This window comes from Microbacterium sp. LWO12-1.2 (genome assembly GCF_040675875.1).
In the GTDB taxonomy this organism is placed as follows: Bacteria; Actinomycetota; Actinomycetes; order Actinomycetales; family Microbacteriaceae; genus Microbacterium.
The window spans coordinates 364,665-385,313 of the sequence record NZ_JBEGII010000001.1 but is presented as its reverse complement, the minus strand read 5'-3'; the positions used below and the strand labels follow the sequence as shown (position 1 = coordinate 385,313).

18 protein-coding genes are annotated in these 20,649 nt (G+C 70.3%); 11 read left to right on the top strand and 7 right to left on the bottom strand.

The genetic code is table 11. From position 1 onward, the window contains the following. Positions 1 to 202: 202 nt before the first annotated feature. The 5 genes from MRBLWO12_RS01860 to gabT all read right to left on the bottom strand — a co-directional run bounded on the left by MRBLWO12_RS01860 (position 203) and on the right by gabT (position 6,249). Complete coding sequence (locus tag MRBLWO12_RS01860) at positions 203 to 700, bottom strand: methylated-DNA--[protein]-cysteine S-methyltransferase (protein ID WP_363552133.1); 498 nt, start codon at positions 698 to 700, stop codon at positions 203 to 205. Then, positions 697 to 2,217 (bottom strand): DNA-3-methyladenine glycosylase 2 family protein, encoded by a 1,521-nt coding sequence (locus tag MRBLWO12_RS01855; protein WP_363552131.1) that lies wholly within the window; start codon positions 2,215 to 2,217, stop codon positions 697 to 699. The genes MRBLWO12_RS01860 and MRBLWO12_RS01855 overlap by 4 nt, the downstream gene beginning before the upstream one ends. Positions 2,218 to 2,297: 80 nt before the next feature. Further along, positions 2,298 to 3,746 carry an aldehyde dehydrogenase family protein gene (locus tag MRBLWO12_RS01850; protein ID WP_363552129.1) on the bottom strand — a complete coding sequence of 483 codons (1,449 nt, stop codon included), beginning with the start codon at positions 3,744 to 3,746 and terminating at the stop codon, positions 2,298 to 2,300. Beyond that, on the bottom strand, positions 3,743 to 4,927 hold the full coding sequence (locus MRBLWO12_RS01845; protein WP_363552127.1) for an acyl-CoA dehydrogenase family protein: 1,185 nt from the start codon (positions 4,925 to 4,927) through the stop codon (positions 3,743 to 3,745). Before MRBLWO12_RS01845 ends, MRBLWO12_RS01850 begins: the two co-directional genes overlap by 4 nt. Continuing rightward, positions 4,924 to 6,249, bottom strand: coding sequence for a 4-aminobutyrate--2-oxoglutarate transaminase (gabT, locus tag MRBLWO12_RS01840; RefSeq protein WP_363552125.1), 1,326 nt, complete (start codon positions 6,247 to 6,249; stop codon positions 4,924 to 4,926). The genes MRBLWO12_RS01845 and gabT overlap by 4 nt, the downstream gene beginning before the upstream one ends. 89 nt (positions 6,250 to 6,338) lie before the next feature. Here gabT and MRBLWO12_RS01835 point away from each other — a divergent pair, with 89 nt between their 5' ends. Further along, complete coding sequence (locus MRBLWO12_RS01835) at positions 6,339 to 7,688, top strand: PucR family transcriptional regulator (protein WP_363552123.1); 1,350 nt, start codon at positions 6,339 to 6,341, stop codon at positions 7,686 to 7,688. Here MRBLWO12_RS01835 and MRBLWO12_RS01830 read toward each other — a convergent pair. Together MRBLWO12_RS01830 and MRBLWO12_RS01825 are read right to left on the bottom strand one after the other, a co-directional pair. Beyond that, complete coding sequence (locus MRBLWO12_RS01830) at positions 7,685 to 8,836, bottom strand: CaiB/BaiF CoA transferase family protein (RefSeq protein ID WP_363552121.1); 1,152 nt, start codon at positions 8,834 to 8,836, stop codon at positions 7,685 to 7,687. The genes MRBLWO12_RS01835 and MRBLWO12_RS01830 overlap by 4 nt on opposite strands. Then, positions 8,833 to 9,852, bottom strand: coding sequence for a LacI family DNA-binding transcriptional regulator (locus MRBLWO12_RS01825; RefSeq protein WP_363552119.1), 1,020 nt, complete (start codon positions 9,850 to 9,852; stop codon positions 8,833 to 8,835). Before MRBLWO12_RS01825 ends, MRBLWO12_RS01830 begins: the two co-directional genes overlap by 4 nt. A 141-nt stretch (positions 9,853 to 9,993) precedes the next feature. Between MRBLWO12_RS01825 and MRBLWO12_RS01820 the strand changes: the two genes are divergently transcribed. Genes MRBLWO12_RS01820 through MRBLWO12_RS01775 form a run of 10 tightly spaced genes read left to right on the top strand, consistent with a single transcriptional unit; the run spans position 9,994 to position 20,593 of the window. Continuing rightward, positions 9,994 to 12,021, top strand: coding sequence for a primary-amine oxidase (locus MRBLWO12_RS01820; RefSeq protein WP_363552117.1), 2,028 nt, complete (start codon positions 9,994 to 9,996; stop codon positions 12,019 to 12,021). A 37-nt stretch (positions 12,022 to 12,058) separates the two neighbouring features. Next, positions 12,059 to 13,669, top strand: a complete 1,611-nt coding sequence (locus MRBLWO12_RS01815) for an ABC transporter substrate-binding protein (protein WP_363552115.1) — start codon at positions 12,059 to 12,061, stop codon at positions 13,667 to 13,669. A 1-nt stretch (position 13,670) separates the two neighbouring features. Next, complete coding sequence (locus tag MRBLWO12_RS01810) at positions 13,671 to 14,636, top strand: ABC transporter permease (RefSeq protein ID WP_363552113.1); 966 nt, start codon at positions 13,671 to 13,673, stop codon at positions 14,634 to 14,636. Next, positions 14,633 to 15,517 (top strand): ABC transporter permease, encoded by an 885-nt coding sequence (locus MRBLWO12_RS01805; RefSeq protein ID WP_363552111.1) that lies wholly within the window; start codon positions 14,633 to 14,635, stop codon positions 15,515 to 15,517. Before MRBLWO12_RS01810 ends, MRBLWO12_RS01805 begins: the two co-directional genes overlap by 4 nt. Beyond that, positions 15,514 to 16,509: an ABC transporter ATP-binding protein gene (locus MRBLWO12_RS01800; RefSeq protein WP_363552109.1), complete on the top strand. Its 996-nt coding sequence runs from the start codon at positions 15,514 to 15,516 to the stop codon at positions 16,507 to 16,509. Before MRBLWO12_RS01805 ends, MRBLWO12_RS01800 begins: the two co-directional genes overlap by 4 nt. Further along, positions 16,506 to 17,291 (top strand): ATP-binding cassette domain-containing protein, encoded by a 786-nt coding sequence (locus MRBLWO12_RS01795; protein ID WP_363552107.1) that lies wholly within the window; start codon positions 16,506 to 16,508, stop codon positions 17,289 to 17,291. Before MRBLWO12_RS01800 ends, MRBLWO12_RS01795 begins: the two co-directional genes overlap by 4 nt. Beyond that, complete coding sequence (locus MRBLWO12_RS01790) at positions 17,288 to 18,307, top strand: P1 family peptidase (RefSeq protein WP_363552105.1); 1,020 nt, start codon at positions 17,288 to 17,290, stop codon at positions 18,305 to 18,307. The genes MRBLWO12_RS01795 and MRBLWO12_RS01790 overlap by 4 nt, the downstream gene beginning before the upstream one ends. Continuing rightward, complete coding sequence (locus MRBLWO12_RS01785; protein WP_363552103.1) at positions 18,277 to 18,954, top strand: FMN-binding negative transcriptional regulator; 678 nt, start codon at positions 18,277 to 18,279, stop codon at positions 18,952 to 18,954. The genes MRBLWO12_RS01790 and MRBLWO12_RS01785 overlap by 31 nt, the downstream gene beginning before the upstream one ends. Next, positions 18,951 to 20,048, top strand: coding sequence for a C45 family peptidase (locus MRBLWO12_RS01780; protein WP_363552101.1), 1,098 nt, complete (start codon positions 18,951 to 18,953; stop codon positions 20,046 to 20,048). Before MRBLWO12_RS01785 ends, MRBLWO12_RS01780 begins: the two co-directional genes overlap by 4 nt. Beyond that, entirely contained in the window at positions 20,045 to 20,593 is a 549-nt protein-coding gene (locus tag MRBLWO12_RS01775; RefSeq protein WP_363552099.1) for a hypothetical protein, read from the top strand. The genes MRBLWO12_RS01780 and MRBLWO12_RS01775 overlap by 4 nt, the downstream gene beginning before the upstream one ends. Positions 20,594 to 20,649 lie beyond the last annotated feature (56 nt).

The following is a 20,649-nucleotide window of genomic DNA, read 5'->3' as shown; positions in this document are numbered from 1 at the left end:
TGATCGGGCGCGCGATGCGGCTCTAACCGAGCGGACGCACCGGGGTCGAGCCGAGAGCTGCGATCTGCGTGACGAAGATCGTGGTCATGGTGTCCTCCTCAGGGGCTCGGCGATGTCGTCCGGTCGGCGCGACAGCCCACCAGCCTATTGCTGTGAACCAGCTGAGCGCAAGAGACATTCCCGCGTCGGCGGAACTCCCCGCTCAACGCCCCGCAGACTCGCGCGCCAGCAGACTCTCCTTGACGCCGATCCCCCAGGCGAAGCCGCCGAGCGTGCCGTCCGTGCGCAGCACCCGGTGGCAGGGGACGAACAGCGCCGGCGCGTTGCGGGCGCAGATGGACGCGGCCGCGCGCACCGCCCGCGGGTTGTCGAGCCGTGCAGCGAAGCCCGTGTAGGTCAGCGGGTCGCCCGGCTCGATGGTGCGGAGCTGCGACCAGCCGGTGAGCTGCAGCACGGTGCCCGACTGCTTCACGGCCACGGAGTCGATGGCCGAGAGCTCGCCCGCGTAATAGGCCAGCGCGGCCGCGGCCGCCTCCGTCTCGCCCTCGCGGATCTCGGCGGGCCTGGCGGCGACGGGCAGACGGCCGAGGATGGCCTCCACGTCGGTGGTCCACCCGGAGGAGAGCACGTGCTGATGATCGTCGGCGAGGATCGTGAAGGCACCGTCGGGGGTGTCGATGGTCTGGATGATCGCGGTCATGATGTCTCCTTCGAGGTCGTGTCTTCTGAGCGGACCGCCGAGCGGACCGATGCGGTGCGCCGGGCTGCCGGTTGCCTTACCGGGGCGGCACGCCACAGGTGTGCGCTGAGATAGCTGCGCCAGGGAGCCGTGCGCTCGGCCCACGCGGTGAGGGGGCGTGGCTCTCCGGGGAGCCCAGAGGCCGCGGCCCCTGCTCGCAGCGCCACGTCGCCGGGGAGGAGGACATCGGGATCGCCGAGCACGCGCATGCGCACGTAGTCGGCCGTCCAGGGTCCGATGCCGGGCATCGCCAGCAGTGCCGCGCGCTGCGCGGGCCCGTCGTCACCCACGGTGAGTGTGAGCGACCCGTCGGCGAGCGCGGCGGCGGCTCCGGTGATGGCACGGATGCGGGCGGCGGGGCCGCGCAGCACCTCGGCGCCGTGCTCGGCGATCGCCGGCATGGTCGGGAACAGCAGCCCGTTCTCGGTGCGCTCCCCCAGTGCCTCGGTGAGTGCGGTGAGCGCGGTGCGCGCGGCGACGACCGTGATCTGCTGGCCGATCATCGCCCTGATGAGCATCTCGTGCGGGTCGGCGGAACCGGGAACCCGGATACCCGGGGTGCGGGCCACCAGCGGAGCGAGCTCGGCGTGCGCGGAGAGCGCCTCGTCGATCGCGAGCGGATCGGCATCGAGGTCGAAGATGCGTCGCACGGTCGCGACGAGCGGTGCGAGATCGCCCAGGCGGGCCACACGGGCGCGCAGGTGGAGACGCGCCGCTTCATCTTGGCGCACCTCGAACCACGCAGGACCTCCGTCCATGCGCAGGTGTCGGGAGAACGAGTTCGCTCCTGCCTCCTCCACTCCGGTGACCGCACGCGCCGACATCCAGGCGACGATGCCGCTCGCGTCGAGCGGGCCACGGAAGGGCAGCACGAGATCGATGGCTCCGGGGACGGCGGAGGCCGGCATCCGCCGTCGCGCCCTGAGCTCACCAGGGGTGAGACCGAAGACCTCGCGGATCGTGTCGTTGCACTGCCGGATGCTGGCGAATCCCGCCGAGAAGGCGACGTCGGAGATGGGCATGTCGGTGCCGACCAACAGCATCCGCGCCGTGTGCGCCCGATGCGCCCGCGCGAGCGCCAGAGGCCCGGCGCCGAGCTCGGTCGTGAGGAGCCGCGTGAGGTGCCTGCTCGAGTATCCGAGACGCGCGGCCAGACCGGGAACACCCTCGCGCTCGACCACACCGGAGGAGATCAGGCGCATCGCGCGCGCCGCCGTGTCGCCGCGGATGTCCCACGCCGGAGACCCGGGCGCCGCCTCGGGCAGACACCGCTTGCACGCCCGGTAGCCCGCTTCGTGCGCGGCCGCGCTGGTCGGATAGAACGTCACGTTCTGCGGCTTCGGGGTGCGGGCGGGGCAGCTCGGACGGCAGTAGATCCCGGTCGAGCTCACGGCCGTCACGAACTGTCCGTCGAAGCGGGTGTCGCGTGCGCTGATCGCACGGTACCGCTCGTCGAAGTCGGTCAGAGGAAGGCTCATGCCACCACTCTGTCACGCGCCCCCGACACCCACTAGCGGAAATCGGACACGACGGTGGGGGTCGATCCGACTCCGATGTCTCAGCCGCGCAGGTAGACCGTCGCCGTCTCGGTGAAGAACTCCCTGGCTGCCGCTCCCTGCTCCTTCGGGCCGAGCGCACTCGCCCCGCTGCCGCCGAACGGCACGTGCAGGTCGGCACCGGCCGATGCGGAGTTGATGTGCACGACCCCGACCCTGATGTCCTCGATCGCGCTGAGCGCGTCCGCGAGCCCGGTCGTGAAGACCGCGGTGGAGAGACCGTACTCGCTGTCGTTCACGAGGGCGATGCCGGCCGCCGTGCTGGGGACCCTGCGCACACCGACGACGGGGCCGAAGAGCTCCTCGGTCCACAGCTCCCCCGGGGCGTCCTCGTGCAGCTCGAAGATGGACGGCGGGATGAAGTACCCCTCGGCGAGCGCACCGGACGAGTACGGCTCCGGGGCGACGACAGCGGTCGCCGCGGTGCGGGCCCGCACGAGGGCAGCAGCGACACGATCGCGTGCCGCGAGGTCGACGACCGGTCCGACCTCGACGCCCTCGTCCTGCGCATCGCCCACGACCATCCGCTCGGTGCGGATCGCGAGTCGACGGAGGAACTCGTCGGCCACGGCCTCGTGCACGATCACGCGCGAGGTCGCCGTGCACTTCTGCCCTGCCGCGCGGAACGCGCCGATCGCCACCTGCTCCACCGCGACGTCGAGGTCGGCGTCCGCGAGCACCAGAGCAGCGTTCTTGCCGCCCATCTCACCCTGGAACGGCACACCGCGGGCGGCCAGCTGGGCAGCGACGATCCGTCCGACCTTCGTCGAGCCGGTGAAGGTCACGGCGTCCACATCCGGATGCGACACGATCGCCTCGCCGACGGCTGCGGTGCCGTTGACCAGGTTCAGCACCCCGCGCGGCAGCCCCGCCTGCTCGAGCGCCTCGGCGAAGCGCATCGCGAGCACGGGGACGAACGTCGCGGGCTTCCAGACCACCGTGTTACCCCAGACGAGTGCCGGCGCGAGCTTCCACGCCGGGATCGAGATCGGGAAGTTGAACGGGGTGATCGCCCCGATCACTCCCACCGGCCGGCGGATCACGAGGATCCGCTCCCCCGGAGTCGGAGACTCGAAGACGCCACCGCTCGGCCGCTCGACCTCCTGCGCATGGAAGCGGAGGATGTTCGCAGAGTGGCCGGTCTCAGCGATCGCCTCCGCGAGCGTCTTCCCCTCCTCGCGGGCGAGCTCGCGCCCCCATTCGTCCCGGTGCGCGTCGATGATGTCGGCGGCACGGAGCAGGATCGCCGCTCGCGCACGCGCCGGGGTCCGCCGCCAGCCGTCGAACGCGGCCCTGGCCGCGAGGTAGGCACGGTCGACATCCGCCTCCGAAGCTCCCGGCCCTTCCGCGACGATGTCGCTCGGACGGCTCGGGTTCACATCGACGAGAGCCTCGCCGGTCCCCTCGATCCAGGCGCCGTCGATGAAGTGGCGCAGGGCGATGACGGTCATGATGCTCCCTCGATGGTGGTGTTGCGGAACGCCGGGATGCCGGTGATGTGCGCGCCGAGCACGAGCGTGTGGATCTCGTCGGTCCCCTCGTAGGTGCGCACGGATTCCAGGTTCGCGGCGTGACGCAGCGGCGAGTAGTCGCCCGAGACGCCGTTGCCGCCGAGGATCGTCCTCGCCTCTCGCGCGATCGCGATCGCGGCCCGCGTGTTGCTGAGCTTCGCGACCGAGATCTGGTGCGGTGCGAGAGAGCCGGCGTCCTTGAGACGCCCGAGCCGCAGCGCGAGCAGCTGCGCCTTCTCGATCTCGACGGCCATGTCGACGAGCTTCTGCTGCGTGAGCTGGAACGAGGCGATGGGCTGGTTGAACTGCATGCGGGTGCGCGAGTACGACAACGCCGTGGCATAGCTGTCGCGTGCGGCGCCGATGACGCCCCACCCGATGCCGTAGCGGGCTTCGTTCAGACAGGAGAACGGGGCACGCAGTCCCCGCGCCTCCGGGAGCTGCGCCTCGGCGGGCAGCCGCACGTCGGTGAGCGTGATGTCGCACTGGATCGATGCGCGCATCGACAGCTTCGGGGTGATCGGCGTCGCGACGAAACCGTCGGAGTCCGTCGGCACGATGAAGCCCCGGATGCCGTCATCGGTCTGCGCCCAGATGATCGCGACCTGGGCGATCGAGGCGAGACCGATCCAGCGCTTGGCTCCGTTGATCACCCATCCGTCGCCGTCGCGGCGCGCGAAGGTCGTCATGCTCGACGGGTCCGATCCGGAGTTCGGTTCGGTGAGCCCGAAGCAGCCGATGACCTCGCCCCGCGCCATGCGAGGGAGCCACTCCTGCTTCTGCTCCTCACTGCCGTGCTTGTGGATGGCGCTCATCGCGAGGGATCCCTGCACCGACACGAAGGTGCGCAGCCCTGAGTCGCCCGCCTCGAGCTCCATCGCCGCCAGGCCGTACTCCACGGCGCTGCGGCCGGCGCAGCCGTAGCCCTTGAGGTGCATGCCGAGCAGTCCGAGGTCGGCGAGCTCCGGCACGAGCTCGGTGGGGAAGATCGCCTCGTCATACCAGCGGGCGATGTGCGGGCGCACGCGCGCGTCGACGAAGGTCCGCACGCGGTCGCGCGTCGCGCGCTCGTCTGCGGAGAGCATCTCGTCGAAGTCGAGCAGGTCGGGAACGGTGGTCATGCGGCTGCCTCCTCGGCGGCGATGGAGCGGATGGATGCGACGAGGATCTCGAGCCCCGCTTCGAGCACGGCCTCTTCGATGACCAGCGGCGGGAGCAGCCGGATGACGTTGCCGAAGGTGCCGCACGTCAGCGTGATCACGCCGGCTGCGTGGCACGCTGCCGAGATCCGCTGGGCGAGGTCGGGCCGCGGAGCGAGCGTTCCGGGGTCGGCGAACTCGATCGCCATCATCGCGCCGCACCCCCGCACCTCTGCCACCTGGTCGAGCTCGATCAGGAGCGGTTCGAGGTGGCGGCGGATGCGCTGTTCGATGCCGGCGACGCGTGGGAGCAGGTCCGGCTCCTCGAGCACCTCGAACACGGCCAGCGCGGCCGCGCAGGCCAGCGGGTTGCCCGCGTAGGTGCCGCCGAGGCCGCCCGCGTGTGCGGCGTCCATGATGTCGGCACGGCCGGTGACGGCGCTCAGGGGCAGCCCGCCGCCGAGCGCCTTCGCGGTGAGGATGATGTCCCCCGCGATCCCCTCGTGCTCGCTCGCGAAAAGACGGCCTGTGCGGCCGAGGCCGGTCTGGATCTCATCGATGACCAGGATGATGCCGTGGGCGTCTGCGATGCGACGGAGGCCGGCGAGGAAGCCCTCAGCGGGAACGATGAACCCGCCCTCGCCCTGGATCGGCTCGACGACGAGGGCTGCGAAGTGCTCGGCGCCGTGCGCGAGGATGATGCGCTCGATCTCGGCGAGCGCCTCATCCGCCCCGGCACCGCGGAGGGGATTCGCGTTGGGCCCGCGCACGACGTCGCCGGGGAACGGGCCGAACGAGGTCTTGTAGGGGTGCTCCTTGGCCGTCATGGCCATCGTCAGCAGCGATCTGCCGTGGTACGCCTCGTCGATCACCAGGATCCCCGGTCGACCGGAGTGGGCGCGGGCGATCTTCACCGCGTTCTCGACGGCCTCCGCGCCGGTGCTGAACAGGCCGGTCTTCTTCTCGAAGTCGCCAGGCACGTGGTCGTTGAGCCATTCGGCGACACGGACGAAGCCCTCGTACTCGGTCACCATGAAGCAGGTGTGGGTGAAGAGGTCGAGTTGCTCCGCAACGTTCTGCCGCACGCGGGGGTTGGCGGCACCGACGCTGGTGACGGCGATACCGGATGCGAGGTCGATGAGCGTGTTGCCGTCGACGTCCTGAAGGGTCGAGGTTCCGGCGCTGGCGATGAACACGGGCAGCGTGACGCCGAATCCGGAGGCGACGGCGGCATCGCGCTGCGCATGGAGTGCACGCGATCGCGGGCCGGGGATCTCGGTGAGCAGGTGGGGAACGGAGGTCATGAGGTCGACGCTAGGGCGAAGCACCTCCGCCCATGGGCACACTTCGCCCAGTCTTTGCGCCAATACTGTGCATCCCGCACAATGAGGGCATGGTGTCTCTCGGAGAGCTCGTCAGTCTGGCCGGAAGTTCCCTGCGCCCGCTCGCGCCGTTCGACGCCGCCCGCGCGATCACCGGAGTCCACGTCTCGGAACTCGAGGACCCCGGCCGCTATCTCGAGGGCGGCGAGCTCCTGCTCACGACCGGCATTCCGTTGCGCTCAGCGACGGCGGACGCGTACGTCGACCGCCTCGCCGCACAGGGGATCGGCGCGATCGGCATCGGTCTCGGCGAGGGCTGGGAGCACGCACCGTCGGCCCTCGTCGAACACTGTCGCTCGGCGGGGATCCCGGTCTTCGAGGTCCCGGACGGGGCTCCCTTCCTCGACGTCTCCCGGGCGTTCTGGTCGATCGCCGGACGCGGCGGCCAGGAGGAGGCGATGCGCACGGCGCACGCCCACACTCGACTGGTCCAGGCCGCGGCGGGACCGGACCCTGTGGCGGCCGTGGTCCGGGTGATGGCGCAGGCGATCGGCGGATGGGTGGCCTGGCTGCCGCTCGGTCGCACCACCTCCCCGGCCCTGCTGCATCCGAGATCGCTGGAAGGGATGCTGCCCTCGGTGCGGGCCGATGTCGAGCGGTCGCTGCTGCGCTCGGGCGTGGAAGCGGCGTCCTTCGTGTCGCACGGCTCGACCGTGGTCGCGCATGCGGTCACCGACGGCGAGCGCACCCGCGGCGCACTCGCCCTCGGCGCGGGCAGACCGTTCGGCAGCTCCGACCGCCAGCTCGCGCTCACCGCCACCGCGCTCCTGCGACTGCTGATCGCCCGCGAGGCGGGAGGGTCGACGCCTCCCGAAGACTGGATCACCGTGCTCGCCCTCCGCGGCGAGGCTGCGGCCGCGCGGGCGCTCGCCGCCGCATCCGACGTGCAGCTGCCGATGCTCTTCCGTGTGCTGGCGAGCGGGGAGCCTGCCATCGGCGCTCTTGGGCGTGGAGTCGACGTCGACGGCCTGCACGTCACGCTCTGGCACGCCGACTCCGCCCCGACCTCGGGCTCCGGCATCCTCAGCGGTGAGATCGCGCTGGAGGACGTCGCCGCCACCGCCGCTCGCGTCGCCGCATGGCACCGCTCATCGGGGGACGACGGCCTCCGGATCGACCCGAACGGGCGGGCCCGCGGCTGGGCGGCCGCACTCGCCGCGGCCGATCCGGACCTGCACCGAACCGTGGTGGCGTATCTGGGCAACCGGCAGCAGGCAGAACGCACCGCCCGCGCACTGGGCGTGCATCGGAACACCATCCGTCCGCGCATTCTGGCGGCGGAGAAGCTGCTCGCCGTCTCGCTCGACGATCCGGATGTTGCTGCCGAGCTCTGGATCGCGCTCCGCGACCTTCCGCTCTAGCCGCCCGCGTCGAGCCAGGCGCGTACCTGCTCGTCGTGCTCGCCGAGCAGCGGTGGCGCCGACACGGACACCGGGATGCCGGGCGTCCAGGTCAGCGGGGACCGGATCTGCCGCGAGCGTCGCCCGTCGACGCCCACGGCCTCCCACACGGGGTCGAGGCCGAGCCGGTCGGCGAGAGCGATGCCGTCGCCGATCGAGTTGACGACACCCGCCGCGACACCGATCCGGTTCAAGCGGTCTGCCCAGGCTGCGGCGGTGTCATGGGCGAGAGCGGACTCGAGCTCGACGACGAGGGCGTCCCGATGCGCGACCCGATCCGGATTGCTCAGGAAGCGATCGTCGGCCGCGAGTTCCGGTCGTCCCAGCTCGCGCACCATCCGGGCGAACTGAGCATCATTCCCGCACGCCACCGCGATCGGGGCATCCGCGCAGCGCAGAGACTCGTACGGCGCGATGGAGGGGTGGCGGTTGCCGAGACGGCCCGGCTCCGAACCGGCTCCCAGATGCGCCGACACCTGATTCACCAGTGCCGCCTGCAGGCTCGACAGCAGGTTGACCTCGATGCGGGAACCGCGCCCCGTGCGCTCGCGTCGACGCAGAGCGGCGAGGATGCCGATCACCGCGTCCTTACCCGTGAGCACGTCGACCAGCGCGACGCCGGCCTTCATCGCATCGCCGTCGGCGTCGCCCGTGATGTGCATCAGACCGCCCACCGCCTGCGCGACGAAGTCGTACCCCGGCAGCTCGGCACCGGGTCCGAGGCCGAAGCCGCTGACCGACACGGAGACGAGGCCCGGGTTGGCGGCGGAAAGAGCCTCCCACTCGAAACCGAGCTTCGCGAACAGGCCGGGACGGAAGTTCTCGATCACGACATCGCTGCGGGCGATGAGCTCGTGCGCACGAGCGACGTCGGCAGGGTCGGTGAGATCCAGGGTCACCGACTCCTTGCCGCGGTTCGCGGACTCGAAGTACGTCGTGATGCCGGACTCGGCGTAGGGCGGACCCCAGGCCCGCGTGTCGTCGCCGGTCCCCGGTCGTTCGACCTTGATCACCCGCGCACCGAGATCGGCGAGCGTCATTGTGGCGAGGGGGCCGGCGAGCACGCGCGAGAAGTCCGCGACGACGATGCCGTCGAGAGGCGCGCTCACTGGCGCACCCGCAGCGCCTGGGCGGTGGATTCCCTCGCCACCACGGCGATCGGGAACTCCACATCAGTGCCGGATGCCACGCGTCCGTCGAGCAGGTCGATGAGAAGCTCCGCACAGGCGACGCCCGAGTCGCGCGGTCGCAGGTCGATCGAGGTGATCGACGGTGTCAGGAACGGGAGCGACGGATGGTCGACGCACGAGACGACCGTGATGTCCTCGCCGATCGTGCGCCCCAGCCGCCCGAGCACAGCCACGACCTCGATCGCGCTGGAGTCAGGGCCGCAGATGATCACATCCGTCTCAGGATGCGCCTGCAGCAGCTTCTCCGTCGCTTCGCGGACAGCGTGCCACGGCGCCTCGAACGAGATCGGGGCGATCACCGGGGCGAGGTCGCGCGCCGCGCAGCCCTGGCGATAGCCGGAGACCAGCTGGCGCGACCAGTCCGTCGCATCGGGCGCCACCAGGAGGGCAGGATGGCGAGCTCCGGTGACGTCGATCTCGTCGAAGAGCCGCAACATCGCCGCTTCGTGCGACGACCAGAGCACGCCGTCCGGAGTGCCGGCGATGTCGTCGGGGAGATGCTCCTGAGTGACGATCGGGATCCCGGACGACATGAGCGCGGGCAGCGCCGCATCGCCGGAGAGCGGGTCGCCGATGATGAGTCCGTCGGCGCGGATCGGCCGCGAGCGGCCTGATGACATGGAGGGACTGACGATGGTGACGTCGATGTCGTGCGCGGCCGCGCTGGTCACGATGCCGAACGTGAAGGCCATGTAGTACGACGACCTCGACACGACCTCGGGAAGGACGATCCCGATCGTGCCGATCGCGCCGCCGCGGAGGTGTCGTGCCGCCGTGTTCACGGAGTAGCCGAGTTCGGCGGCGGCAGCCAGCACCGCTTCGCGCGTGGCCTGCGAGACGCGACCGCCGCCGCTGAGTGCGTCGGACGCGGTGGTCTTTCCGACACCTGCGCGCCGTGCGACATCGATCAATCGGGCGCGCCGTGGCTCTTGCATGCGGCCGAGTCTAACCACACCGGAGCAGTCGTAATCCACTCGAAACACATCGGGGCTTGCGCTGTAACACGCTTTTCGCATACTTTTGCCGGAACGTTCCGGCACGCAGACGTTCCGGCACCGACTTCCGACGGAGACTCCATGAACTGCAGCTGTTCCCAGTCCGACCACGTCCAGCGCTCGCGCCGCCTCGGCGACGAATCCGGGGCGCCCTACGCGACGCTCTCCGCGGACGAACTGCAGCGCGTCGCCGAGATCCTCCGGGCGAACGACGCGCTCGACGACGCACACCGCATCGCCTACATCGGACTCGACGAGCCCGACCGCACCGAGGTCACCGCAGGCCGCAGCGTCCCCCGCCGCGCTCGCGTGCAGCTCCTCGACGTCGACAGCGGACGCGCACGGGCGCTCTCGGTCGATCTCGGCACCGGCACGCTCGCGAAGGACGTCGACATCGATCCCGATCGCGACGGACAGGTGCCGCTGCTGCAGGAGGAGCACGGGATCATCCGCGAGCTGATCGGCGCCGACGAGCGCTGGGCGACCGCGCTGGCTGCGCGCGGCATCGACGACCCCAGCACCGTCGCCCTGGCAGGTCTCAGCGCGGGCCGCTACCCGATCGAGGGCGAGCGAGGCCGACGGCTGGCCCGCGTGCTCGGCCACCACCAGCCGACGCCGCAGACCATGCCGTGGGCGCATCCGATCGACGGCCTCGTCGCCTATGTGGACCTCGCGAGCCGCACGGTCGTCGACGTCATCGATACCGGTGTGATGCCGATCCCGCAGGAGACCGGCGACTACCACGTGCCCGGCATGTTCGGCCCCGAGCGCACGACGCAGAAGCCGATCGTGATCCAGCAGCCCGAAGGCCCCAGCTTCTCGTTCGACGGCGACGTCATCTCGTGGGAGAAGTGGTCGCTGCGCATCGGCTATGACATGCGGGAGGGGCTGGTGCTGCACGGCATCGGCTTCGAGGACGACGGACGCGTGCGGCCGATCGTGCACCGCGCCTCGATCGCCGAGATGCTGGTCCCCTACGGCGACCCCGGGCCCGTGCGTTTCTGGCAGAACTACTTCGACACCGGCGAGTACCTGCTCGGCCGTCTCGTGAACTCCCTCGAGCTCGGCTGCGACTGCGTCGGCGACATCACGTACCTCGACGTGCCGATCGCCGATGCGCGCGGCGACGTGAAGGTGCTGCCGAACGCGATCTGCATCCACGAGGAGGACGCCGGGGTGCTCTGGAAGCACACCGAGCAGTTCACCGGCACGAGCGACGTCCGGCGCCAGCGGCGGCTGGTGATCTCGTTCTTCGTCACGGTCGGCAACTACGACTACGGGTTCTACTGGTACCTCTATCTCGACGGCAAGATCGAGTTCGAGGCCAAGGCGACAGGGCTCGTGTTCACCGCGGCCTATGACGAGCGCACCAGCCGCTTCGCCAGCGAGCTCGCGCCGGGGCTCGCCGCCCCGTATCACCAGCACCTGTTCTGCGCACGGCTCGACATGGCCGTTGACGACGGGCCCGCCGTGATCGACGAGGTCGATGTCGGGGCTCTGCCGATCGACGACGACAACCTGCACGGCAGCGCGATCGGCTTCACGAAGACGCGTCTGCGCAGCGAGCAGGAGGGTCGGCGCCGGGCCAACGCGACCGTCGATCGGACGTGGCGCATCAGCAGCGCGACCGCGAAGAACCGCCTCGGCCGACCGACCTCCTACGTCCTGACGCCGGAGGGTAAGCCGGTGCTGCTCGCGCAGCCGGAATCGGTGATCGCCTCCCGTGCCCGCTTCGCGACCTCCGACCTCTGGGTCACCGCATACGACCCCGACGAGCGCTACCCGGCGGGCGACGTGGTTAACCAGAGCGCCCCGGAGCAGGGCCTGCCCGCCTTCGTGGCCGACGACGCCTCACTCGACGGCGCCGACCTGGTGCTCTGGCACACGTTCGGCCTCACGCACTTCCCCCGCACGGAGGACTGGCCGATCATGCCCGTCGACACCTGCGGCTTCACCCTGAAACCCCACGACTTCTTCGACCGGAACCCGACCCTCGACGTCCCGGCCTCCCCCACCGCATGCGCCTGTGCTCACGAGGACACCGGCGCTGCACGCACCGAGCACCACCTGCATCACCTCTCTGTCCGCCCGTCGTCGCACCACGGCTGATCCGCCGTCGTCCGACATCCCGAAGGGAAACACCGACATGCACACTGCAGCTCGCGCGGGGGTGGCGTTCACCGCCGTCGCCGTCCTCGCCCTCACCGGATGCGCCGCCGGCGCCTCACCCGATACCGAACCCACGCAGGACGAGGTCGCACCCGGGTTCCTCGCCGTCTCCGACGATGCCTTCGACGGCGGCGGTGATCTCGTCGTCCAGGTGGACTACGACACCGCCGAAGCCAGCGGCCTGGACCCGCAGGGCGCGGCGACGGCTCGCTCCTGGATGCTGGAGGGGCTCTCGTACGAGACGCTCACCACCATCGACGAGAACCTCGACGTCGCACCCTCGCTCGCCACCTCCTGGGAGACGCCGAGCGCCACCGAGTACGTCTTCACGCTCGCCGACGACGCCGTGTTCTCGAACGGACGCGCGATGACGGCGGCAGACGTGGTCGGCAGCCTCCAGCGCCTCCTCGACACTCCGACGACCTGGACCGGCCAGCTCGGCCCCATCGCGTCGATCGAGGAGACCGGCGACCTCGAGGTCACCGTCACGCTCTCCGAGCCGTACGCCCCCTTCCTCGCCGCACTCGCCAACACACCGGCCGCCGTGCTGCCGATGGCCGAGATCGAATCGGGTGAGGTCGACATCACGACCGAGATGGTCGGCACCGGCCCGCTCGTGGCGACCGCGCACCGGCAGGACGAGGAGTGGACCTTCGCGCCGAACGAGCACCACCCCGACGCCGCATCCCTCGGGTTCTCGACGCTGACGATCGACATCGTGGGCGATGAGGCCACCAGGGCGGCAGCGCTCAGGGACGGCTCGGCGGACTTCGCAGTGCTCAACTCGATCGACTCCGCCGAACTCCTCGCGAATGCGAAGGACGTGACGGTCGTCGGCCAGCGCAACACCGACTTCCACTACCTGATGATCAACTCGCTCACCGGCGATGAGGCTCTGCAGGATCAGGACGTGCGGTTCGCGATCAACAGCGCGATCGACCGGGACGCCATCAACGAGCTCGCGTTCGGCGGCTCGACGGCGGCGACCGGCGTCACCCCCGCTGGCCTCCCCGACGCCTGCGTCGCCGAGGACCTTCCCTCCGCCGCACGGGACGTGGCGGCGGCGAAGGCCGTGATCGACGAGATCGGCGGCCTCGAGCTCGACCTGGTCGTGTACACCGACGAACCCGTGCTCGCCCAGATCGCACAGGTCATGCAGCAGAACCTCGCGGAGATCGGCGTGACCGTCGAGATCCAGCAGGTCGACTACGCCACCTATTCCGCCGCCGTCTACGGCAGCCCTGCCGACTTCGACCTGGCGCTGAGCTGGTTCGCCGGCTACGCGGACCCGGCCATGGTCACGACCTGGTGGAACCCCGAGGTCGCCGGCTTCTCCGCCGTCTTCATGAAGGGCTCCGACGAGCTCGACGGGCTCATCGCCGACGGATATTCGACCGAACCCGGCGCCGACCGCGCCGCCGTGTTCGAGAAGCTGTGCGCCGTCGCCGACGAGCAGAGCGAGATGGTGCCGCTGGTGCTGCGCCCGTCCACCATCGGATGGAACACGGCATCGCTGTCGCCGACGCTGAGCAGCGACGAGGGCTATGGCAACTTCCTCCGCTACATCACCCAGTTCCGCGCGAGCTGACATGGCCGTCGCTCTGTGGTCGCTCCGGCGCATCGGCGCCGCACTGCTGACGCTGGTCGTCGTCTCGGTGCTGATCTTCACATCCGTGCGCCTCATGCCGGGCGACTACATCGACCTCGTCCTGGGTCCGCTCGCCACCGAGGCGCAGCGGGCCCAGGCGGTGGCCGAGTCCGGGCTCGACGATCCGGTGGTCACCCAGTACTTCCACTGGATCTTCGGGGTCCTCACCGGTGACCTCGGCTATTCGTTCGTCTCCAACGTCTCGGTATCGGACGAGTTCGCGGCCCGTCTCCCTGTCACGGCGACGATCGCTCTGCTCACCATCGTCGTGACCCTCCTGGTCGGAATCCCGCTCGGCTTCGTCGCCGCGCTCCGCTCAGAGGGGTCGGCCGGGGCGGTCGGACGTATCATCAGCGCCCTCGGCATCAGCATCCCCGAGTTCCTGCTCGCCGGGGTCGTGGTCTTCACGGTCTCCACACTCGGACTCGGCGTCTCGGTCGGGCGGTTCGCCCCGTTCTCCGTCGACCCCGGTCGGTTCTTCGGATCCCTCGTGCTCCCCGTGACGGTCCTGGCCGTGGGCTGCGTCGCCGTGGTCGCCAGGAACACCCGCGATGCGGTGATGAACGTGCTCGTCGAACCGCACGTGCAGGCGGCGGTGGCACGAGGCGAGACGCCCTGGTTCATCGTGCGGCATCACGTGCTGCGCAACGCCGCCGCCCCGATCCTCACGATCGTCGGCGCACTGGTCGCCGTGCTGCTCGGCGGCACCGTGATCGTCGAGTTCGTGTTCAACATCCCCGGCATGGGGTCGTACCTGCAGACGGCACTCGGACGCCGCGACTATGCGATCGTTCAGAGCGCCGTGCTGCTCGCCGCGATCGTCTTCATCGTCGCGAGCCTGCTGGTCGACCTCATCGCCAACGCGCTGGATCCGCGCCTGCGCCTGACCGGAGGGAGCCGCCGATGAGCGTCGCACCCACAGCCACCTACCGCGTCCGTGCGGCGAGCCAGGCCACGCGCGGTGCCTGGCGTCGCAGCGATGCCGTGCTGCGCACCGCGATCATCGTGCTCGGCGTGATCGTCATCGTGACGGTGATCGCGGTACTCACCGGCGTCACCGGATCGACGAGCGCCACCGTCGGCGGGCGCCTCGACGGCCCGTCCGCTCTCGCCCCGATCGGCACCGACAACCTGGGCCGTTCGCTCCTCCCCCGACTGTTCCAGGGCACGGCGACGACCCTCGTCGTGTCGATCGTCGCCGTCGTATGCTCCGCCGTCGTGAGCACCCTGCTCGGCATGCTGGCCGGCTACTACGGCGGTGCGGTGAACGAGGCGGTCATGCGTGTCGCGGACGTGCTCTACGCGTTCCCCGCGCTGGTGCTGGCGATCCTGGTCTCCGCGCTGCTGGGACCGGGACGCCCTGCGGCGATCATCAGCATCGTCGTGATCACGATCCCCCTCATGACCAGGGTGGTGCGCATCGCCACCCGCGCGGTCGCCGAACGCGACTTCATCATCTCCGCCCGCATCAGCGGCGTGCGCACCCCGGTGATCTTCGCCCGCCGCCTGCTGCCGAACATCTCGGGCACCATCGCCGTGCAGGCGAGCTACGCGCTGTCCGTCGCGATCCTGGTCGAGGGCGGGCTGAGCTTCCTCGGCTTCGGGGTGCAGGTGCCCGAGGCATCTCTCGGACTCCTCATCCAGCAGGGGATGCTGTACATGACCCAGGCCCCTCAGCTCGTCATCATCCCCGGCGTCGTGCTCGTGATCTCGATCCTGTGCATCAACATCATCGGCGACGGCCTCCGCGACCGATTCGAACCGCGAGAGACGAGGTCCCTCCGATGACCGCCGTGCATATCAGCGATCTGGCCCTGGACTTCACGGGCGCCACCACGGTCCGCGCGCTCGACGGAGTGGACCTCGACGTCGCCGACGGCAGCTCCGTCGCGATCGTCGGAGAGTCCGGCTCGGGAAAGTCCACACTCGCCGCGGTCATCGGACGCTTGCAGCCGCGGTCGGCGCGGATCGTCCGCGGCGTCCTCGAGATCGATGGCAACGACGTGCTCGGCCTCGACGATCATGCGCTCCGGGCCTACCGCAGGGACACCCTCGCGTACATCGCGCAGGACCCGATCGGCTCGCTCGATCCGACGATGCGCATCGGCGCACAGCTGAAGCTGGTGCTCCGGGCCGTCGGCGACGACGGCTCGCTCCGCCGCCAGGTGGAGTTGCTGGAGTCGATGCAGATCACCGACCCCGCCCGCGTCGTGCGCCTGTTCCCGCATCAGATCTCCGGGGGCATGGCCCAGCGCGTGGCGATCGCCATGGCGATGTGTCGTCGTCCGAAGCTCCTCATCGCCGACGAGCCCACAGCGGCGCTCGACAGCCAGGTGCGCGAGGAGGTCATGCGGCTGCTGTTCGCGCAGGCCCGCGAGCAGGGCACGACCATCCTCTGGCTCAGCCACGATCTGCCCGCCGTCGCGCGGTGGTGCGACGAAGTGGCCGTCATGTACGCCGGACGCGTCGTGGAGCGCGGCCCCGCGTCCGCCGTGCTCGGCAGCCCCGTGCACCCGTACGCACGGGCACTCGCGGCGACCGATCCGTCGCGGGCGAAGCGCGGCGAGCGGCTGTCGAGCATCCCGGGTTCGCCGCCGGTGCTGCACGGCGAAGCGGAAGGATGCGCGTTCGCCGCACGCTGCGCCCACCGTATCGACGCCTGCGAAGTGGTCCGGCCCGAACCGCTCGGTGCCCGCCACAGCCTCTGCATCCGTGCGGCGGAACTCGTCGACGCCGATCATCGAACGGGGCTCCGGCCCGGAGAGGGGGTGTCCGCATGAGCACCTCGTCTTCGACGTCGACGTCCGCGCCCACCATCGAGCTCGACGACGTCTGCGTCGCCTTCACGTCGGGCTTCGGTGCCCATCGGCGGAAGGTCAGGGCCATGTCGCACGTGTCGTTCGCGGTCGCGCCCGGCGAGACGCTCGGTCTCGTGGGTGAGTCAGGGTCGGGCAAGACCACGACCGGCTCCGTCGTGCTCGGCCTGCAACGTCCCGACTCCGGAGCCGTACGCTTCCAGGGTGCTCCGCTCGCACGCAGCCTCCGGTCCCGTGCCGGTCGGATGCAGGCTGTGCTGCAGCATCCGCGGTGGGCGCTCGATCCGCGCTCGACCGTGCTCTCGTCGGTGCTGGAGCCCGTACTCGTGCATGAGCGACGCAGCCCCGCGGCCGAGGAGCGCGCGGTGGCCATGCTGGAGCGGGTCGGGCTGCCCGCCTCCTTCGCCGCCCGCCGTCCGCACCAGCTCTCCGGCGGGCAGCTCCAGCGTGTGAGCGTCGCGCGTGCCCTCGTCACGCATCCGGCCTTCATCGTCTTCGACGAGGCCGTGAGCGCCCTCGACGTCTCAGTGCAGGCGCAGATCCTCAACCTCATCCGGGACCTGCAGGCCGAGCACGGCTTCGCCGCCCTGTTCATCTCCCACGATCTCGCCGCCGTGCGCTACATCTCCCATCACCTGGCGGTGATGCGTGCCGGCGAGATCGTCGAGCACGCCCCCGCTGAGGTCTTCTACGACCTGCCCAGCCATCCCTATTCGCGTCAACTGTTCCAGGAGCTCTCATCGTGACCGACATCCACTGCCTCGCCCCCGTCCTCCCCGCAGGCCCCCGCCGCTCCAACAGCGACTACGCCCTCGCCCCCGTGCACGGCACGGATCGCGGACAGGTCGAGTACGACTTCCCCGGCGTGCTCCTGGGCACCGCCGAGTACGCCGAGGGTCCGACCGGGGCGACGGTGCTGTCGATCCCCGCCGGCGCCAGGACCTTCACCGACCGACGCGGCGGGGCGGTCGGTGCGAGTGGACTCTACGGCTACAACCACGCGATCTGCCTCGCCGGCGGATCCGTGTACGGGCTGTCCGCCGTCGCCGGTGTGTCCGAGGCGCTGTTCGAACGGGCGGAGCACCGCTCCGGGTTCGATCAGCTCCAGCTCGTCTCCGGAGCGATCATCTACGACTACTCGGTGCGCGACAACTCGGTCTTCCCCGACACCGCTCTGGGCAAAGCCGCGCTGCTGGCCGCACGCGAGGGCGTCATCGAGGTCGGACGCGTCGGCGGCGGCGCCTCGGCGTCGTCCGGCAAGGTCGATCCCGCTCGCGTGGAGTTCACGGGGCAGGGCGCCGCCTTCCGGCAGGTGGGAGATGTGAAGGTGCTCGTGGTCACGGTGCTCAACCCCTACGGCGTGATCCTCGACCGCGCGGGCCGGATCATCCGCGGCAACTTCGATGCGACCACCGGGGAGCGCCGCCACCCCGCGCTCGACTACGAAGAGGCGATCGGGGAGTCGCGGCTGGTCGAGTCCATGTCGGGCAATACCACGATCACCGCGGTGATCACCAACGTGCAGCTGTCCGACGTCGAGCTGAAGCAGTTCGGCCTGCAGGTGCACAGCTCCATGCACCGCGGCATCCAGCCGTTCCACACCCCGCTCGACGGCGACACCCTGTTCGCCCTCACGACCGACGAGGTCGCGCTGCCCGAGGATCCGGGCACCTCGCGCGGCAGGTTGTCGCTGAACTCCACCGCCGTGGCCACCCTCGCCGGTGAGACCGCGTGGGACGCCATCCTCTGCGCGGCGGGCTGACCGTGTACGAGTTCGAGAAGTACCCCGCCCCCTCGCAGCACGAGGTGAACGAGCTCGTACGTCGTCACCCGTTCGCCCTCGTCGTCTCGAACGGCGGCGGAGCGGAGGGCGCGCCCACCGTCACGCACACGCCCGTCATCATCGAGCGGATGGCGCAGGACGGCGGCTTCGTCGGCGGGGAGCTCCTGGGACACATCGCGCGGAAGAATCCGCAGTGGCAACAGATCGCGGACGGCGATTCCGTGCTCCTGGTGTTCTCCGGTCCCCACGACTACGTCTCCCCCACCACCTACGCCGACGACCCGAACGTGCCCACCTGGGACTACGCGGCCGTGCACCTCACGGCCAGGGTGACGGTGCTCGAGGATGCCGCCGACGGCATGCACGTCGTGACGCGCACGGTCGAGGAGCTCGAAGCGCTGGAACCGACGGCCTGGGACATGACGAGCTCGCTGCCCACCTTCGAGCGGATCGTCGGCGGGATCGTGTCGTTCCGGTTCGAGATCATCGAGCAGCGCGCCGTGTTCAAGGTCAGCCAGGACAAGCCGCTCGAGGTGCGACAGCGGGTGGCCGCCGCCTCGCGCGCCAGAGGATGCCCCTACGGCGACGTCGCCGAACTGGTCGAACGCATCGGAGGCGACGAATGATCGTGCACGAGTGGTCTTCGGATGTCGACGGCCCGCACCACGAGGGCGTCCGGTTCGGCGCGCACTGGACGCCGCAGCTGCACAGTGCGCGCGACTCCTATCTGCGACTGTTCGCGCAGTCCGGCGTCGGCGCTGACAACGCCAGAGCTGTCGCGGACGAATGCCGCGCAGCCATCGATACCCACGCGCCCGAGATCGCCGCCGAGTTCGCCGGCATCGCCGAAGGGAGCGGGCTGCCACTCACCGACGTGCATCTGCTCACGGCGCGCACCGAGATCCTCGCGCGGATGACCCCGTCGATGGAGTGCTCGACCGTCGTGTACGTGCCCGACGATGCGACACCGCCGCGCACGCTGCAGACCTGGGACTGGCACGAGACGCTCTCGAACGAGACCGTGGTGCGACGGCTCCGGTCGGCCTCAGGGGCGCGGGTCGTGACCTTCTGCGAGTTCGGGCAGCCGGCCAAGATCGGGGTGAACGACCGCGGCGTCGGTGTGCACTTCAACATCCTGCATCACAGGTCGGACGGCTCGCAGGCCGGAGTGCCCGTGCACGTGCTCGCCAGGATGATCCTGGACCGCGCGAGCACGCTGGCCGAGGCCGTCGCGCTGGCCCGCTCCGTCCCCCTCGCCGCGTCGAGCGTGCTCACGGTCGTCGCGTTCGACGGCGAGACGCCCTCCGCCGCGGCCGTGGAGGTCTCCCCTGCCGGAGTCGCGGTGCTGCCCGCCCCGCGTGGACAGACCTTGGCGCACACGAACCACTTCCTCGATGCTGAGCTCGCCGCGGGCGAGTACTCGCCGTACGAGACCACGAGCATCCCCCGGTACCGGTGTCTGACGGACGCCGCCGATCTCGCGGCCATCGTCGACGATCGGGAGAGGGCGCTCGCGTTCGGGGCGATCCCCGATGCGCCGATCTCGGTGCGTGCGCGGGCCGACCAGCCTGAGCACCTGCGCTGGGAGACGAAACTCACGGTCGCGCTGGACGTCGCAGCCGGCGCGATCTCCTTCGCGGCTGCGTCTCCTGCCGATGTCGCGCACGCTGCATGGCGCCGGGTGTCGGTGCGGGACGCCTCGACCGCGTCGTCACGGTGAGCGAGCTCCTGCACGTCTTCGCCCTGGCAACGGCGCTGGTCGGTGCGGGATCGCTCATCCTGATCCCGCGAGGCGTCGGGCTTCCCGAAGTCGCCGCCGGCGCGCTCATGTTCATCGGCATGGCCGACGCGATGACGCTCTCGCTGCTGCCCCCGGTGGTCTGGTTCGCAGTGATGCTCCCCGCCGCCCTCGCTCTCGCCGCGCGCTGCCGGTCCCCGCGCGGGAGCGAGGCGTCCGCGGGCGCCGGGTCAGCCGTGCTGACCGGTCATCTCGCGCTCGGACTCGTCTCCACCGCCGCGCTGATCCTCCTCATGACGACGATTGCGCCGGACGCCGTGTCAGCGCCCGGCACCGTGGCCGCGCCGGACGCGCACGCGCACGGCGGGGGCGCGATGATGCCGCAGGTGATGGCCGGCGCGTTCGGCCTGGGCGCCATCCTTCTCGGCGCGATCGCACTGCGCACGGAGCGTTCCTGGGGGCATCGCCTGCACCACGCCACGATGGCGTCCTCCACCGTCGCAATGTCCGCGATCGTGATCCTCTGATCGGTCGGTCTCGACACTGGAGAATGCCGAGACCCACCGTCGACGCCGAAACCCCC